The sequence below is a fragment of the Brachybacterium sp. genome (assembly GCF_036379615.1).
In the GTDB taxonomy this organism is placed as follows: domain Bacteria; phylum Actinomycetota; class Actinomycetes; order Actinomycetales; family Dermabacteraceae; genus Brachybacterium.
In genome coordinates this window covers 74,599-89,329 of the sequence record NZ_DASVGJ010000003.1, presented here as the reverse complement: position 1 = coordinate 89,329, position 14,731 = coordinate 74,599, and the positions used below count along the sequence as shown (strand labels likewise).

The window sequence follows — 14,731 nt, the reverse complement described above, 5'->3', positions numbered from 1 at the left end:
CGGCGGGGGCCTTCGTGGTCCTGGTATCTCTCCAGGTCAGGAGCGGTAGCGGCGGGATTTGAACCCGCGGTGGCTATTAACCACACATCATTTCGAGTGATGCACCTTCGGCCGCTCGGACACGCTACCGTCGGACAGCTTAACCGCCGCGCCCACGCCCGTTCAAACTCTCCGCCCGCGGACGCGAGTCACGTCACTCGTGCGGAGCCCCGGCACCCCCGGACGCCCGCACCACGGCGACGTTCCCCGTGGCGTGCAGGACCGTCGCCTGCGCGGTCGATCCGAAGGGACCGCGGCTGAGACCGCGATGGCCGATCACCAGGATGCGGGCTCCCGCGGCGGCGCGCAGCATCCCTTCGGCGACGGTGCGATCCTCGACCGATCTCGCCTGGACCACGAGCCCCTCGTGACGGGCCGTGGCCCGGGCGACCCCTTCATCGAGCACCCCGCGTGATCGGCTCCCGGCGCTCCAGGCCTCCGCCCCGCCGCCGGCGTAGGGCGCATGCGCGCCGGCCCGCACGTGGATCACCCGCAGGGCGACATCCCAGGCCGCCGCAAGATCCGCGGCCTCGTCGACCGCCGCCCCCGCGGCCTCGGAGCCGTCATACCCGGCGAGCACGGGGCCGGCGCGATGCTGGTCGGAGCGGATCACCGCCACCGGGCAGCCGGCGTCGTGGAGGATTCCGCGGCTGACGGAGCCGAGCAGCGTCCCCATCACCGCTCCGAGACCCCGCGTGCCCACGACCAGCAGGTCGGTCCGGCCGGAGATCTCCTCGAGCGTCTCCCGCGGCGTGCCGGCGAGCAGCTCCGCGCTGACCGGCACCTCGGGGAACTGTGCGGCGATGCGATCCGCGGCGTCCTCGAGCAGCCTGCTCGCCTGATTGCGAGGGCCGGCAGGATCGATCACCGGAAGGCCGGCGATCCCCTGACCGAGCACGGGCCAGGACCAGGCGTGGACGAGGTGGAGCCGGGAGGACGTGGCCTGTGCGAGGTCCGCGGCCCAGCGGACGGCCGCCATCGCTGCTGTGGTGTCGTCGTATCCCACGACGATGTTCTGACCGGCGAAACCCATGGCCCACACCTCCCCGTACAGCCGGGTTCAGGCACCTCCAGGATACGCCCGGGGATCCGGCCTGGCGAGGGGTCCGACACCCCTGGCGGAGCTCCCGCTCAGGCCATGCCGTCGCGAGCGGACCTCTCCTCGAGATCGTCACCCAGGAGCGAGTCACCCACGAGCTCCGCATCCTCACGGTCGTCATCCACGGGGCCGTCGCCCTCGAGATCGTCATCGTCGAGGTCGTCGTCCTCGAGGTCGTCGACGTCCCCGTTCTCCCATCCCCAGCGCAGCCCGAAGGTCCCGGGGCCGAAGCGTGCCTCGCTGAGCTGCAGGCGGCCTCGATGGTCCAGCCGCACCGGGCTGACCGACTCCCCGGACTGCGTGCGCCGATATCGCTCGCAGTCCACCGGCTTCCGGTCGCCGCGGAACTCGACCTCGAGCAGCACGTCGTTGGCGCGCCGCGGGAGGCTGTACATCGCCCCGGTCATCTCCGAGGCCTCCGCCTGGAGCTCGACCCGGTAGGCGAAGCTGGCGACCTGGCCGGCATCGAGCCTGCCGTCCACCAGCACCTCGACCCCGTAGGCGCGGCGCTCCGGCCAGACCACCCGTCGACCGAGCGAGCAGCCGTCGAGCGGGATGTAGTGCGGTTCGACGTTGGGCTCCTTCGGCTCCATGACGTACACCGCGGGCAGCCGGCAGATCCCGGATTCCAGGGCGCGCACCGTCAGGCGGTAGTCGAACTGCTGGACGTTCCGCGAGGAGTCGATGATCGCGTGCTGATGGAACACCCGCTCGTGGGCGTACTGACGCGAGGACTCGAAGCCGAGCTCAGCGAGAGCGTCGCTGAAGACCTCCTTGCTGGTGCGGCGGCCGAGGAAGCTCGTCGGGTTCGCGGTGCGGCCGCGCAGACGGGGTGCGCCGACCAGCTCGGCGAGCGACTCGGGGGGCCTGCCCAGCAGATCCTCGAGCGCCGTCACCGCTCCGAGCGACTGCTCGCCCCCGGGCAGACTCCGACCGGACTGCCAGTTGCTGAGGGTGGCGACGCTCACCGGCCGGTGGTGGGCACGGAGGCGTTGGGAGATGAGGGTCAGGGACAGGCCGCTGTGCTCGATCGCTCGGCGCAGCTCCGAGGCGAACCGCTCATCCTCCCCCGCCGGCATCGTGCAGACACTCCCCGTTCCTGGTCCTGGGATCGGCCCGAGAATGACGGCCTCGTTGCCGTTCATGGTTTCGGACATACCTCTGAAAAGCCAACAGTAGCGTGCATGGCGGACTTCACAATAACCCGGACGAGCGCTCCGGATCCCCGTGCCGAGGAGGCGATCGATCCCAATGGACCCGATGCGACGCCGACGTGCTGCGAACCGCTCCACGCGCCTCCCCGGCCCCTGTTCCCGCGACCGTCTCCGGTCCGGCGAGGACCGGTCGGCCGTGTGCTTCCTGCCCCCTCCTCGCGAGGACTCACCGGCCGGTTCCCCCGGCGCCCTGCCCCCGCTGCGCCAGCTGCATCTTCGAGGAAGGCCTTCAGCGGCTCCCCGGCGGTGAGGACGCCGCCCGGGGGGCGCCCCTCGAGGACGAGGGGGCGAGTCCGACCGAGTCACGGGTCGAGAGGCCGAGACACCGTGACAAGAGGACGCATCAGGACCCAGCAGGACGCATCACTTCGGCCACCTCTCGAAGAAAGCTGACCCATGACACAGCGCACCGCTTCACCGGTCCACTCCCCCCACCGCCTGGATGAGGAGGCGCGCCCCGGCGCCCCCCGGCCCTTGGCGCGGCCGACCGCGAGGACGCTGTTCGGAGTCACGGACACGATCCCCTACCGCTGGCTGCGCAACAGCAGCTCGGCGGAGGTCGCCCAGCACTTCGCCGCGGAGAACGCGCACACCGATGCGCACACCGCACGCCTCGCCGGCCTGCGAGAGGTGCTGGGAGCCGCCGTCGACGCCCCTCCCCCGCCGATCGAACCGACCGCTCCCGTGCTGCTGGACGGCTGGTGGTACATCGACCGCTACGAACCCGGCGTCGCGGCCACCCTGTCGCGAGTCCGTCACCGCGAGGGCCTGTGCGGTCCTGCCGGGATCCCGACGATCGAACCGGGCCGGCTCCTCGAGGACGAGCAGATCCTGGTCGAGGACTGCCTGGGGATGATCGGCTTCGCGCTCTCCGCCGACCACCGCCTGGTCGCGCGAGCCGAGGCCGCCCTGGGCGGGTGCCGAGTGATCGTCACCGAGGCCGAGACGGGCAGGATCCTCGACAGCGCGATCCGTGCCGCCGGCCCCGAGCTGGTCTTCTCCGCCGATGGCCGCTCCCTGGTGTACACCCGCCTGGACGACCTCGGCCGCCGTGCCGAGGTGCGCAGTCACCGGATCGGCACCTCCACCGCCGAGGACACCGTGCTGATCTCGGAGCCGGACCACTGGGCGCAGCTCGAGATCAGCCGCTCCCGTGACCTGTCGACCCTGCTCATCCGCTCCATCTCCCCGCAGGCCAGCGAGGTGTGGCTGGCGGATCTCACCGATCCCGGCGCGACCCTGCGCTCCGTCACGGGCAGGTCCAGAGGCTCACTGCCACAGATCGAGCACGCCGGTGACCGCCTGCTGGTGATCCACGAGGTGCCCGGTTCCCATCGCACCGCGCTCAGCGAGGCCGGCCTGGGGGCCGTCAACGCCCTGGCCGAGATGACGACGGTGCTGTCTGCCACGCAGAGCGAGCACTTCGAGTCGGTGCAGGCCTTCGCGGACGTCGTCGTGATCCAGCAGCGCTCTGCCGGACTCCTCGGGCTGTCGCTGATCCCGCGTCGCCCCGACGGCTCGCTCGATGTCGAGAACAGGCAGACCGTCGGGCGCAGCAGCGAGGTGCAGGCGGTGCGCATGGAGTCGAACCCCGCCTGGCGGCCCGATGCCATCCGCTACCGCCTCGACACCTTCCTCACCCCGAGCACGCTGCTGGAGCACGACCCCCGCACCGGGACGAGCCGCCAGCTGGTGCAGGCGGACGCCCCCGGCTTCGATGCCCAGAGGTATGTCGAGCGCAGGTTCTGGGCAACTGCTCCGGACGGGGTCCGAGTGCCGATCACGCTGCTGTCACTGCGTGACCTCACCCCCGACGGCACCGCTCCCGCACTGGTGTTCGGGCACGGTGCCTTCGGCACCTCGAGCGAGCCGAAGCTGCACCCGGAGTTCCAGGCCATCGCGGACCTCGGCGTGGTGATCGCCATCGCGCACGTGCGCGGGGGCGGCGAGCTGGGCCCGGACTGGCACCGGCAGGGCAGGCAGCAGAAGAAGCCCACCTCCTTCACCGATCTGATCGCCTGCATCGACCACCTCGTGGACTCCGGCTGGGTCGATCCTGGCCGGGTCGGGGCCGTGGGAGACGGGGCCGGCGGCCTGCTGGTCGCGGGCGCCGCGAACCTCGCCCCGGACAGGTTCCGGGCGATCCTCACCGGGATGCCGCTGGTGGACCCGCTGGAGACGCTGCTGGACCCGGAGGTGATGCTCACGCTCGAGGAGTGGGCCGAGTGGGGAGACCCCGCCGAGGACGAGGCCACCTTCCGGGCGCTGCGCGGATACAGCCCTGCGGAGAACGTGCAGCACGCCGAGTACCCGGCGGTCTTCGCCTGGACGGCGCTCGAGGGCACAGATACCCCCGCCGCCTGCGCAGCGATCTGGGTCGCGCAGCTGCGGGACCGCACCACCTCGGATCCCGAGGACCGACCGATCCTGCTCCGTGCCACCCCCACCCTGGGCTCCGCCGGGGACCCCCGGGTCGAGGGCGTGGCCTGGCTGATGGACCAGCTGGGCGCCGCTACCCTCGGGGAATGACCACCGAGCCCACCGCAGCCCCGACCCCGGACCACCGCCCCACCGAGCGGACCTTCCACGGCGACACCGTGGTCGATCCCTTCGAATGGATGCGGGACAAGACCGACCCCGAGGTGATCGCGCACCTCGAGGCCGAGAACGCGTACGCCGACGCCCGCACCGCACACCTCGACGCCTTGCGCACCCAGCTGGTGGAGGAGTTCATCGGGCACACCCAGGAGACCGACCTCAGCGTGCCGGTGCGCCGTGACGGCTGGTGGTACATCACCCGCACCACCGCCGGCGACGACTACCCGAAGTTCACCCGCATCGCGGACTCCGGCTCCCTGCCGACGGTGGAGCCCGGCACGCTGCTCGAGGGCGAGCAGGTGCTGCTGGATGCCCAGGCGGAGGCGGCGGGCCACGAGTTCTACTCCCTGGGCGGCCTGCTCCCCTCCCCCGACCACACCCTGTTCGCCTCCGCCGTGGACACCGCGGGCGACGAGCGCTTCACCCTCCGCATCACCGAGCTCGCCTCCGGAGAGATCCTCGACGAGGCGGTCACCGGGGCCGGCTACGGCCTCGCCTTCTCCGCCGACCAGCAGTGGCTGTTCTACGCCCGGGTCGACGACGCCTGGCGCCAGCACCAGATCTGGCGCCACCGTATCGGCACCGATGGGAGCGAGGACGTGCTGGTCATCGAGGAGCCCGACGAGCGCTTCATGATCGGCTTCGACCGCTCGCGCGACGGATCGACCCTGGTGATCCAGGCCGGCTCCACCTCCACCACCGAGGCCTGGCTGCTCGACCTCACCGACCCCACCTCCGCCCCGGTGCCGGCCGGCGGGCGTCGTGACGGCGTGGACTACGCCCTCGAACATGCCGGGGACCGCCTGCTGGTGGTGCACAACGACGGCCACGGCGGTTTCGCGCTCGCGCAGGCCCCGCTCGACGCCCCGGAGCAGTGGGAGGAGCTGCTGGTCGCGGCCGACGGCGAGCGGCTGCTCGCGGTCGAGGCGTTCGCCGGTTTCGTCGCCCTCGAGCTGCGCAGCGGCGGCCTGGCGAGCGTGCGGCTGATCCCGCGCGCGACCGATGGGGCGCTGCTGCTGGACCAGGCCTCCGACATCACCCACGGCGGAGAGCTGGACACCGTCGAGCTGGACACCAATCCGAACTGGGATCAGACCACGGTGCGCTACCAGCTCACCAGCATGCTCACCCCGCCCACCATCGCCGAGCGGGAGCTCACCAGCGGTGAGAGCACCGTCCTGCGGGTCACCCCGGTGCCGAACTTCGATCCCGCGCTGTACGTCGAGCGGCGCGAGTGGGCGACGGCGGAGGACGGCACGCAGATCCCGCTGAGCGTGGTGGCCAGGCGGGATGTGACCGCGGACGGCACCGCCTCCGGTTACCTCTACGGCTACGGCTCCTACGAGGCCTCGATCGACCCGTCCTTCGTGCCCACCAGGCTCTCGCTGCTCGACCGCGGCGTGGTCATCGCGATCGCGCACGTGCGCGGCGGAGGCGAGATGGGCCGCGACTGGTACGAGCACGGCAAGCTGCTCGAGAAGAAGAACTCCTTCAGCGACTTCGTGGCCGCCGCTGAGCACCTGACCAGCACCGGCCTGGTGGCCGAAGGGCGTCTCGGTGCCGAGGGCCGCAGTGCGGGTGGGCTGCTGATGGGCGGCATCGCGAACCTCGCCCCCGAGCGGTTCCGCGCGGTGATCGCGGGAGTGCCCTTCGTGGACGCCCTGACCACGATCCTGGACCCGTCGCTGCCTCTCACGGTGGGCGAGTGGGAGGAGTGGGGGGACCCGCTGCATGATCCGGCGGTGTACGAGTACATGCGCGAGTACACCCCCTACGAGAACATCAGGGCCGTGGAGTACCCGGCGATCTTCGCCTCCACCTCGCTGAACGACACCCGCGTGTTCTTCGTCGAGCCCGCGAAGTGGGTGGCGCGGCTGCGCGAGACCGTCACCAGCGACCAGGCGGAGCGCCCGATCCTGTTCCGCTGCGAGATGGTCGCCGGGCACGGCGGCCGCTCCGGCCGCTACCGCAAGTGGGAGCAGCGCGCGGACGAGCTGGCCTGGCTGCTCGACCAGCTCGGGGCGACCGAGCTGCTCGCCTGACCGGCCCAGGTCCGGCGGCCAGCGGCCGGTCCGGGCAGGGCGGCACCGGTGCGAGCAGGGCGGCACCGGTGCGACGTGTCACGGGAGGGCCTATGGCGACGAGAGCTGGCTATATCGCCAGCTCACGTCGCCATAGGCCCGACCACAACACCGACGACCGACTCCGGCCCAGCCCCGGCGCACTCGCCAGCCCGGCCCAGCTCTGACCAGCCCGGTGCTGGCCCCGGTCCCGGCGACGTAGCCGTAGCCGGCAACGTCGCCGATGGGGCGGGACACTCAGAAGGCGGGGATGACCGCTCCGTTGGTGTAGGTCTCCTCGATGTAGGCGCGGACCTCGTCGCTGTGGAGCAGACCGTCCAGCGCCACGAGCGCCTCGTTCTCCTTGTCGGCCTCGCGCACCACCATCATGTTCGCGTTCGGGTTGCCCTCACCCTCCTCGAGCACGATCGCCTCCTCGGCAGGGTTCATCCCCGCCTCGAGGGCGTAGTTGCCGTTGACGACGCCAGCGGCGAAGTCGGCCAGCGAACGCGGGATCTGCGCGGCCTCGAGCTCGACGAAGCGCAGGTTCATCGGGTTCTCGTCGATGTCACCGGTGGCTGCGGTGGCGGGCGCGACTCCCTCGGCGAGGGTGATCACGCCGTTCGCGGCGAGCAGGTCCAGGCCGCGGCCGCGGTTGGTGGGGTCGTTCGCGATGGCGACCTCGTCCCCGTCCTGCAGCTCGTCGAGGCTCGTGATGTTCTCCGAGTAGATACCCAGCGGCTCGACGTGCACGCCCTCGAAGCCGAAGAACTCGAAGCCCTTCTCCTCCATCTGCCCCTCGAGGAAGGCGGGAGTCTGGTAGAAGTTCGCGTCCAGCTCACCGTCGCTGAGGGCCTGGTTGGGGATCTGGTAGTCCGTGTAGGGCGTGATGTCGAGCTCGAGACCGGCGTCGCCGGCGAGGTTGTCCTGCACGAACTGGAGGATCTCGGCGTGCGGCGCCGGGGAGGCGCCGATCCGGATGGTGGTCACGCCACCCTCCTCCGACGGGCCCTCGGCGTCGCCGCCGCCGGCGCCGCAGGCGGCGAGGGCGAGCGCGGCGAGGCCGGTGCCGGAGGCGAGCAGGGTGGTACGGCGCGAGATCAGTGCCATGGGGGTTCTCCTGGGAGAGTAGGGATGATGCAGGTCAGCGGGCCGCGGCGCGGTGGTCGACAGTGCGGGAGAGGGCGGAGCCGAACGCCTGGACGGCGATGACGATGACCACCAGCACGACCACGGTCGCGATCATCACGACGTTGTCGTAGCTCTGATAGCCGTTACGTATGGCGAGGTCACCGAGCCCCTTGCCGCCCACGGTGCCGGCCATCGCGGTGTAGCCGATCACCGCGATCGCGGTGGTGGTGAGCGAGCCGATGATGCCGGGCAGCGCCTCGGGCAGCAGCACCTGGCGGACGATCTGGCCGCGCGAGGCGCCCATCATCTGCACCGCCTCGACCTTGCCGGCGGAGATCTCCCGCAGGTTGATCTCGATCAGCCGGGCCAGGAACGGGATCGCGGAGATGGCCAGGGCGAACATCGCGGCGTTCGGTCCCGTCACGCGACCCACCACGAAGCGGGTCACGGGGATCAGCGCGATGATCAGGATGATGAACGGGAAAGACCTGCCCACGTTCACCACGAAGCCCACCACACGGTTGACCCAGCGGGCCAGGCCGCCCTTCGCCCCCGAGGTCTCGAACAGCAGCAGGCCCAGCGGCACGCCGATGAGGGTCGAGAACAGCATGGTCCCCGCGGTCATGTACAGGGTGATCAGGGTGTTGGACCACAGGGACGTGTTGGAGTCCCAGGTGGTGAACACAGGATTGTCGAGCCACTCCATCAGGCGGTCACCTCCGTCGCGACCACGCCGGCCGCCTCGAGCTCGGTGAGGAAGGCGTCCAGGCCCTCCCGGGAGATCGGCTGGCCGGACCGGTTGCGCAGGGCGAGCTGGACGCGCCCCACCTGACGGCCGCCGATGGTCTCGATGGTGCCGGCGACCAGCGTGGCCTCGGCCTCGTAGGTCTCGGCCAGATGGATCAGGTCATCGGTGGTGCGGAGCCGCTCCGAGTTGCCGTAGTCGCAGTTGACCACGAGCGCCTCGATGCCGGTGGGCGCGGGCGGCAGCGGGATCAGCTCGGCGCTCAGCGGGCCGTGGGGGTCCGCAGCAACCTCGAGCAGGTCACCGGTCTGGGTGATCGTCCCGTCCTGCAGCAGGGTGACGGTGTCGCACACCTCGCGCACCACACCCATCTCGTGGGTGATGATCACGACGGTGATGCCGAGCCGTTCACGCAGGTCGGCGATGAGGCGCAGGATCTGATGGGTGGTGGAGCCGTCGAGCGCGCTGGTGGGCTCATCGCACAGCAGCACCTTCGGCTCGGCGGCCAGACCACGGGCGATGCCGACGCGCTGGATCTGCCCGCCGGAGAGCTGGGCGGGGTAGTTGTGCTCGCGGCCGCTGAGGCCCACCAGCTCGACCAGCTCTGCCACGCGCTTCTCCCGCTGGGCGCGGGGCACCCCGGCGATCTCCAGCGGGTGGGCGATGTTCTGGGCGGCGGTGCGGGAGTCCAGCAGATTCGCGTGCTGGAAGACCATGCCGATGTTGCGGCGGGCGGCCCGCAGCGCCTTGCCCTCGAGCGCGGCGATGTCCGTGCCGTCCACCTCGACGCGCCCCGTGGTGGGCTTCTCGAGCCCCGTCAGGCAGCGGATGAGAGTGGACTTGCCGGCACCGGAGCGGCCGACGATGCCGTGCACGCGGCCCGGCTCGAGGTGGAGATCGATCCCGTCGAGCGCGACGACGGGGTCTCCGCCGCCTGGAGCGGGGAAGACCTTCGTGAGGCTGTCGAGAGTGATCACCAGGGAAGTACAGCACCCGCGACCGGGTGCACCGAAGCATCCCGTCATCTGGCGAAACAAACGTCACAGACCTGCAGGTCTGCGTGTGGACGGGGTCACTCCGACGCACTGAGAACCAACGCCCTGAGATGTGTCATGGTCGTCCTGTTCATGCTGGCTCGTCTGGCCGTCGACGGCCTCGACCTCACCCTCCACCGCGGCGAGCTGTTCGGCCTGCTGGGGACCAACGGCGCTGGCAGGACCTCCACCCTCGAGGCGCTGACCATGTGGAGCAGGACGCTGAGCACCCCGCGCCCGGTCCTCGACGTGCCGGCCGACGTCGACCTCACCGACCGGGCGAGCGCCCGCATCTCCTCCCTCTCCGGCGGCGAGGTGCGACGCCTCGACCTGGCCACCGCGATCGCGGGCGATCCCGAGCTGCTGTTCCTCGACGAGCCGACCACCGGTCTGGACCCCGAGCCCCGGGCACGGGCCTGGGAGCTCATCGCCTCCCTCAAGCGGCGCGGCACCACGATCGTGCTGACCACCCATACAGAGCAGCGCGGTTCCACGTCGACCTGTCGATCCTCCGTGCAGTGACCACGTCCCTATCCACGCTGCCGGTCGACCCGGGTCTCGTCCCAGACGGGGACGTCGGATTCATAGACCTCGCCGTCCCCGCCGAACACCAGGAAACGGTCGACGTCCCGGACGAACCAGCGGTCGTGGGTGACCGTGACGACGGTCCCCTCGAAGGCGGCCAGCGCTTGCTGTAGAGCGTCGGCGGATTCGAGATCGAGGTTGTCGGTGGGTTCGTCGAGAAGGAGCAGCGTCGCGCCGCCCAGCTCCAGCAGAAGGATCTGGAACCGTGCCTGCTGCCCGCCGGAGAGTGATTCGAAGGTCTGCTCCGCGGCCCGGGCCAGCTCGTAGCGGGCCAGCGTCCGAGCGGCTTCCTCCTGCGGCCTGCCGACGCGGTGCTCATCCCCCCGGTGAAGGATCGACAGCAGCGTGCGGCCGGTGAGGTCGGAGCGTCCGTGGGACTGGGCGAACCAGCCGGGACGCACCCGCGCTCCGAGCCGGGCCGTGCCCGTGCGCTCGACCGGGTCGATCGGCACCTCGGCGACCGGCAGATGCTCGGGCGAGGGGTCGCTGCCCCCGGCGGCGAGCAGACGCAGGAAGTGGGACTTGCCCGAGCCGTTGGACCCGAGCACCGCGATGCGGTCCCCGAACCAGGCTTCGAGATCGAAGGGACGCATCAGGCCGGTCAGCTCGAGGCTCTCGCAGATGATCGCGCGCTTGCCGGTGCGGCCTCCGCGCAGGCGCATGGAGAGCTTCTGCTCCCGCGGCTGCAGCTCGGGCGGGCCCGCGTTCTCGAAGCGGGCCAAGCGCGTCTGGGCCGCCCGATAGCGTGCGGCCATATCGGAGTTGTAGGCGGCCTTCTGCTTGTACATCTGCACCAGGGCCCGGAGCTTCGCGTGCTCCTCGTCCCAGCGCCTCCGCAGCTCATCGAGGCGTTCGAAGCGCGCCTCCCGCGCCTGGTGGTACGTCTCGAAGCCGCCCGGATGCACCCAGGATGTGTTCCCGGCGGCGCCGAGCTCGAGCGTGACGACGCCGCTCGCGGTGCGTGCCAGGAGCTCACGGTCGTGGCTGACGTACAGCACGCTCTTGCCGGACTCCACCAGACGCTGCTCGAGCCAGCGCTTGCCGGGCACGTCGAGGAAGTTGTCCGGCTCGTCCAGCAGCAGCATCTCGTCGGGCCCGCGCAGCAGGGCCTCCAGGGCCAGCCGCTTCTGCTCCCCACCGGACAGCGACGGGACGGGCCGGTCACGGCAGCCCTCGAACGTCGTGCCGAGCGCGGCGACGGTGCACACGTCCCACAGGACCTCCGCCTCGTATCCGCCGGCCTCGCCCCAGGCCACAAGGGCGCTCGCGTAGCCCATCTGGGCGGTGGTCGAAGGCGTCTCGAGCATCGCGCGCTCGGCCCGATCCAGAGCCGCGGCCGCCTGCCGGATGGTCGGCGGCGACACCGACAGCAGCAGCTCGCGCACCGTGCCGCCCGCCAGGAACTGGCGCATGATGCCCAGCGACCCGTGCTGGGTGATGGCCCCGGCATCCGGGACCAGGTCACCGGTGATGATGCGCAGCAGGGTGGTCTTGCCGGCGCCGTTGGCCCCGATCAGCGCGATCCGCGCGCCCTCCCCCACGCGGAAGGAGACGTCGCTCAGCAGCGGTCTGCCGTCGGCCAGCGTGCAGCCGATGCCCGCGATGTCGAGATATGCCATATGCCCAGGTCTATCCCATCAGGAGCGAACCGTCATGGGAATTGTCGGCGCCTCACGGTTCGTCGGGCCCGACTGCCCGGGTCCCATGACATCTCTCATGGGCGACCCGTGCAGGAAGCACCGCACCCCGTGAGGCCCCGCCCTACCGACAGGCCTCGATCCTCGCAAGAGTGGAGCCATCACCGGAACAGCGGATCCGCTCCCCCGACACCGCAAGGACCACTCATGATCCAGGACCTCCTCATCCAGCTCCACGACCTCGTCTCCGGCCTCGAGCCGTGGCAGCAGGTGCTCGCCCTCGTCCCCGCCGGGGCGATCCCCTTCATCGAGAGCTACCTCGGTGCCTTCCTCGGCACCACTCTCGGGATCCACCCGGCGCTCGCGATCCCCGCCGCCGTGCTCGGGAACCTCGTGGCCACCTTCGTGTTGATCGCGCTGGCCGGCCGGACACGGGACGCGGTCACTCGCGGCCTCGGCAAGCGCACCACTGCGGAGGAGAAGAAGCCCTCACGGTTCCGGGCGAAGATCGCTGCGGCGCTGGAGAAGTACGGCGTGCCGGGCGTGAGCATGCTGGGCCCGTTCGTGGTCGCCTCGCAGATCACCGCTCCCACCCTGGTCGCGCTCGGCGCCGCCAGGAGCCGGGTCTACCTGTGGATGGGCATCTCGATCATCGCCTGGGGCGTGCTGTTCGGCGCCTTCGGCAGCCTGTTCCTCGCCGCGATCGTCTGAGCGGATAAGCTTCCCACCAGGTCGTCCGTACAGCTGGCGACCACGAGAGGACTGACGTGAACACCACCATCGGCCGCCAGTGGAGCGTGTTCTACGCCTACACGGCGTGGACCGTGGTCGGAGTGGTGGCGCTGCTGCCGCTGGGCGTCGCGCTGTTCCTGCAGCTGCGGATCCCGGCGGCCTTCGCCACCGCCCCGCTGACCACCGCGATGGTCAGCATCCAGATCGCGCTCGGTGCCTGGTCCGCATGGCGTGCCATGGAGGCATGGGCAGCGGCCGATGCCCCCAGCAGCCGCGACCGCTGGGGCATCCGCCGGGTGGGCCGGCTCCCGTCGGACCTGTCCCTGCTGGTCGCCGCAGCGCCGTCGGCCCTGATCGCGGGGACCACGCTGCTCGGCGGCTCGGATCCCCGGCTGCTGATCATCTCCCTGTCCCTGCTGGTGACCACGGCCGCCGTGCGGTGGCGGTGGGAGGTCGGCACTGCGCTCGCGGTGGGATTCACAGCGGCCGCTGCACTCGTTCAGCAGTCCCTCCCGCCGGTCCTCCCCAGCGGCATCATCGTGATCGCCGGGGTGGTCACGACCCGCCTCTCCCTGTGGCTGGCCGCGATGGTGCGCGAGCTCGATGATGCCCGGGAGGCGCAGGCCGGGCTCGCCGTCGCCGAGGAGCGCCTGCGCTTCGCCCGGGATCTGCACGACGTGACCGGGAGAGACCTTTCGGTGATCGCCGTCAAGGCGGAGCTGGTCTCCCAGCTGGCCGAGCGGCAGGATCCTCGCGCCGTGGAGCACAGCCGTGAGGTCGCCCAGATCGCCCGCACCTCTCTCGCAGAGATCCGCAGCCTCGTGCGCGGCTACCGCGAGGTCGACCTCGCCACCGAGCTGCGCGGCACCGCCTCGCTGCTGCGCTCCGCCCACGCCGAGGTCACGATCCGCGGTGAGGCCGAGGACGTCCCGGCCCGGCACGCCGGCACCGCCGCCTGGGTGCTGCGCGAGGGCGGGACCAACATCCTGCGCCACGCCGACCCGTCGACCATCACCATCACGCTGAGCGCCGACGGAGTCACCCTCGTCAACGACGGCGCCCCCGGGGCCGACGAGGTCCTCGAGGGCAGCGGACTGATCGGGATGCGTGAGCGCCTCGGCGCCGGGTCCGCGCTCAGCGTGCGCCGTGAGGACGGCATCTTCACCCTCGATGTCCGCTTCGATGCCCCGGGAGGCACCCGATGACCGCTGATCCCTCTGCTGCTCCGAGCGCCGCCGCCATGCTGCGCGTGATCCTCGTCGACGACGAGAACCTGATCCGCTCGGCGCTGGCCACGATGCTCTCCCTCGAGGCGGATCTCGACGTGCGCGGAGAGGCGGCGACCGTCGCGGACGGCGTGCGCCTGGCCCAGGCCGAGCTGCCGGACGTCGCGGTCCTGGACCTGCAGCTGCCCGACGGCGACGGCCTCGAGCTCGCCTCCCGGATCGCGGACCTCTCCCCCGCCACGCGCTTCCTGATCCTCACCTCGCACGCCCGGCCCGGCTACCTCAAGCGAGCCCTGGCCCAGGGCGTGCTCGGCTTCCTGCCGAAGACCACCTCGGCCGATCAACTGGCCCGCGCAGTGCGCTCGGTCGCGGCCGGGCGCCGCGTGATCGACCCTGAGCTCGCGGCGGAGACCATCTCCTCCGGGGATTCACCGCTGACCCCGCGGGAGGCCGATGTGCTGGAGTTCGCAGCCGACGGCGCGGCCGTGGAGCAGATCGCGCGCCGTGCCCATCTCGCCGAGGGCACGGTGCGCAACTACCTCTCCAGCGCGCAGGCGAAGCTGCAGGCCGCGAACCGCCACGAGGCGGTCGCGATCGCGAGGCGCCAGGGCTGGATCTGACCCGCCCCGAG

At 71.1% G+C, this 14,731-nt stretch carries 12 protein-coding genes and 1 tRNA gene; 6 read left to right on the top strand and 7 right to left on the bottom strand.

Features of this window, described 5'->3' with window-relative positions:
* Positions 1–43 precede the first annotated feature (43 nt).
* From VF289_RS00850 to VF289_RS00840, 3 genes are all read right to left on the bottom strand, one after another.
* Positions 44–129 (bottom strand) — tRNA-Ser (locus VF289_RS00850).
* Between the two features lie 64 nt (positions 130–193).
* On the bottom strand, positions 194–1,072 hold the full coding sequence (locus VF289_RS00845) for a universal stress protein (protein WP_330880137.1): 879 nt from the start codon (positions 1,070–1,072) through the stop codon (positions 194–196).
* A 98-nt stretch (positions 1,073–1,170) separates the two neighbouring features.
* The gene (locus VF289_RS00840) at positions 1,171–2,217 is read right to left on the bottom strand and encodes an XRE family transcriptional regulator (protein WP_330880135.1); all 1,047 of its coding nucleotides are present in this window, start codon (positions 2,215–2,217) and stop codon (positions 1,171–1,173) included.
* Between the two features lie 531 nt (positions 2,218–2,748).
* Here VF289_RS00840 and VF289_RS00835 point away from each other — a divergent pair.
* Together VF289_RS00835 and VF289_RS00830 are read left to right on the top strand one after the other, a co-directional pair.
* Positions 2,749–4,881 carry a prolyl oligopeptidase family serine peptidase gene (locus VF289_RS00835; protein ID WP_330880133.1) on the top strand — a complete coding sequence of 711 codons (2,133 nt, stop codon included), beginning with the start codon at positions 2,749–2,751 and terminating at the stop codon, positions 4,879–4,881.
* A complete protein-coding gene (locus VF289_RS00830) occupies positions 4,878–6,992 on the top strand; it encodes a S9 family peptidase (protein ID WP_330880131.1) in 2,115 nt (704 codons plus the stop codon). The genes VF289_RS00835 and VF289_RS00830 overlap by 4 nt, the downstream gene beginning before the upstream one ends.
* 276 nt (positions 6,993–7,268) lie before the next feature.
* Here the strand turns inward: VF289_RS00830 and VF289_RS00825 are convergent, their stop codons facing one another.
* The 3 genes from VF289_RS00825 to VF289_RS00815 are packed head-to-tail and all read right to left on the bottom strand — an operon-like array spanning position 7,269 to position 9,863.
* Positions 7,269–8,120, bottom strand: coding sequence for a MetQ/NlpA family ABC transporter substrate-binding protein (locus VF289_RS00825; RefSeq protein ID WP_330880130.1), 852 nt, complete (start codon positions 8,118–8,120; stop codon positions 7,269–7,271).
* A gap of 34 nt (positions 8,121–8,154) precedes the next feature.
* The gene (locus VF289_RS00820) at positions 8,155–8,847 is read right to left on the bottom strand and encodes a methionine ABC transporter permease (protein WP_330880128.1); all 693 of its coding nucleotides are present in this window, start codon (positions 8,845–8,847) and stop codon (positions 8,155–8,157) included.
* Complete coding sequence (locus VF289_RS00815) at positions 8,847–9,863, bottom strand: methionine ABC transporter ATP-binding protein (protein WP_330880126.1); 1,017 nt, start codon at positions 9,861–9,863, stop codon at positions 8,847–8,849. The genes VF289_RS00820 and VF289_RS00815 overlap by 1 nt, the downstream gene beginning before the upstream one ends.
* 135 nt (positions 9,864–9,998) lie before the next feature.
* On the opposite strand from VF289_RS00815, the gene VF289_RS00810 reads away from it, so the two are divergent.
* On the top strand, positions 9,999–10,442 hold the full coding sequence (locus VF289_RS00810; protein WP_330880124.1) for an ATP-binding cassette domain-containing protein: 444 nt from the start codon (positions 9,999–10,001) through the stop codon (positions 10,440–10,442).
* An 8-nt stretch (positions 10,443–10,450) separates the two neighbouring features.
* On the opposite strand, the gene VF289_RS00805 is transcribed toward VF289_RS00810, so the two are convergent.
* Positions 10,451–12,124 carry an ABC-F family ATP-binding cassette domain-containing protein gene (locus tag VF289_RS00805; RefSeq protein WP_330880122.1) on the bottom strand — a complete coding sequence of 558 codons (1,674 nt, stop codon included), beginning with the start codon at positions 12,122–12,124 and terminating at the stop codon, positions 10,451–10,453.
* Between the two features lie 225 nt (positions 12,125–12,349).
* Here VF289_RS00805 and VF289_RS00800 point away from each other — a divergent pair, with 225 nt between their 5' ends.
* Genes VF289_RS00800 through VF289_RS00790 form a run of 3 tightly spaced genes read left to right on the top strand, consistent with a single transcriptional unit; the run spans position 12,350 to position 14,720 of the window.
* Positions 12,350–12,853, top strand: coding sequence for a hypothetical protein (locus VF289_RS00800; RefSeq protein ID WP_330880120.1), 504 nt, complete (start codon positions 12,350–12,352; stop codon positions 12,851–12,853).
* 56 nt (positions 12,854–12,909) lie between these two features.
* A complete protein-coding gene (locus VF289_RS00795) occupies positions 12,910–14,079 on the top strand; it encodes a sensor histidine kinase (protein WP_330880118.1) in 1,170 nt (389 codons plus the stop codon).
* Positions 14,076–14,720, top strand: a complete 645-nt coding sequence (locus VF289_RS00790; RefSeq protein WP_330880116.1) for a response regulator transcription factor — start codon at positions 14,076–14,078, stop codon at positions 14,718–14,720. The genes VF289_RS00795 and VF289_RS00790 overlap by 4 nt, the downstream gene beginning before the upstream one ends.
* Positions 14,721–14,731: the final 11 nt, after the last annotated feature.

What these genes read in the sequence shown, in the direction of transcription:
- VF289_RS00845 (WP_330880137.1), bottom strand. Translation starts at nt 1,072, where the DNA reads ATGGGTTTCGCCGGTCAGAACATCGTCGTGGGATACGACGACACCACA.
- VF289_RS00840 (WP_330880135.1), bottom strand. Translation starts at nt 2,217, where the DNA reads ATGCCGGCGGGGGAGGATGAGCGGTTCGCCTCGGAGCTGCGCCGAGCG.
- VF289_RS00835 (WP_330880133.1), top strand. Translation starts at nt 2,749, where the DNA reads ATGACACAGCGCACCGCTTCACCGGTCCACTCCCCCCACCGCCTGGAT.
- VF289_RS00830 (WP_330880131.1), top strand. Translation starts at nt 4,878, where the DNA reads ATGACCACCGAGCCCACCGCAGCCCCGACCCCGGACCACCGCCCCACC.
- VF289_RS00825 (WP_330880130.1), bottom strand. Translation starts at nt 8,120, where the DNA reads ATGGCACTGATCTCGCGCCGTACCACCCTGCTCGCCTCCGGCACCGGC.
- VF289_RS00820 (WP_330880128.1), bottom strand. Translation starts at nt 8,847, where the DNA reads ATGGAGTGGCTCGACAATCCTGTGTTCACCACCTGGGACTCCAACACG.
- VF289_RS00810 (WP_330880124.1), top strand. Translation starts at nt 9,999, where the DNA reads ATGGTCGTCCTGTTCATGCTGGCTCGTCTGGCCGTCGACGGCCTCGAC.
- VF289_RS00805 (WP_330880122.1), bottom strand. Translation starts at nt 12,124, where the DNA reads ATGGCATATCTCGACATCGCGGGCATCGGCTGCACGCTGGCCGACGGC.
- VF289_RS00800 (WP_330880120.1), top strand. Translation starts at nt 12,350, where the DNA reads ATGATCCAGGACCTCCTCATCCAGCTCCACGACCTCGTCTCCGGCCTC.
- VF289_RS00790 (WP_330880116.1), top strand. Translation starts at nt 14,076, where the DNA reads ATGACCGCTGATCCCTCTGCTGCTCCGAGCGCCGCCGCCATGCTGCGC.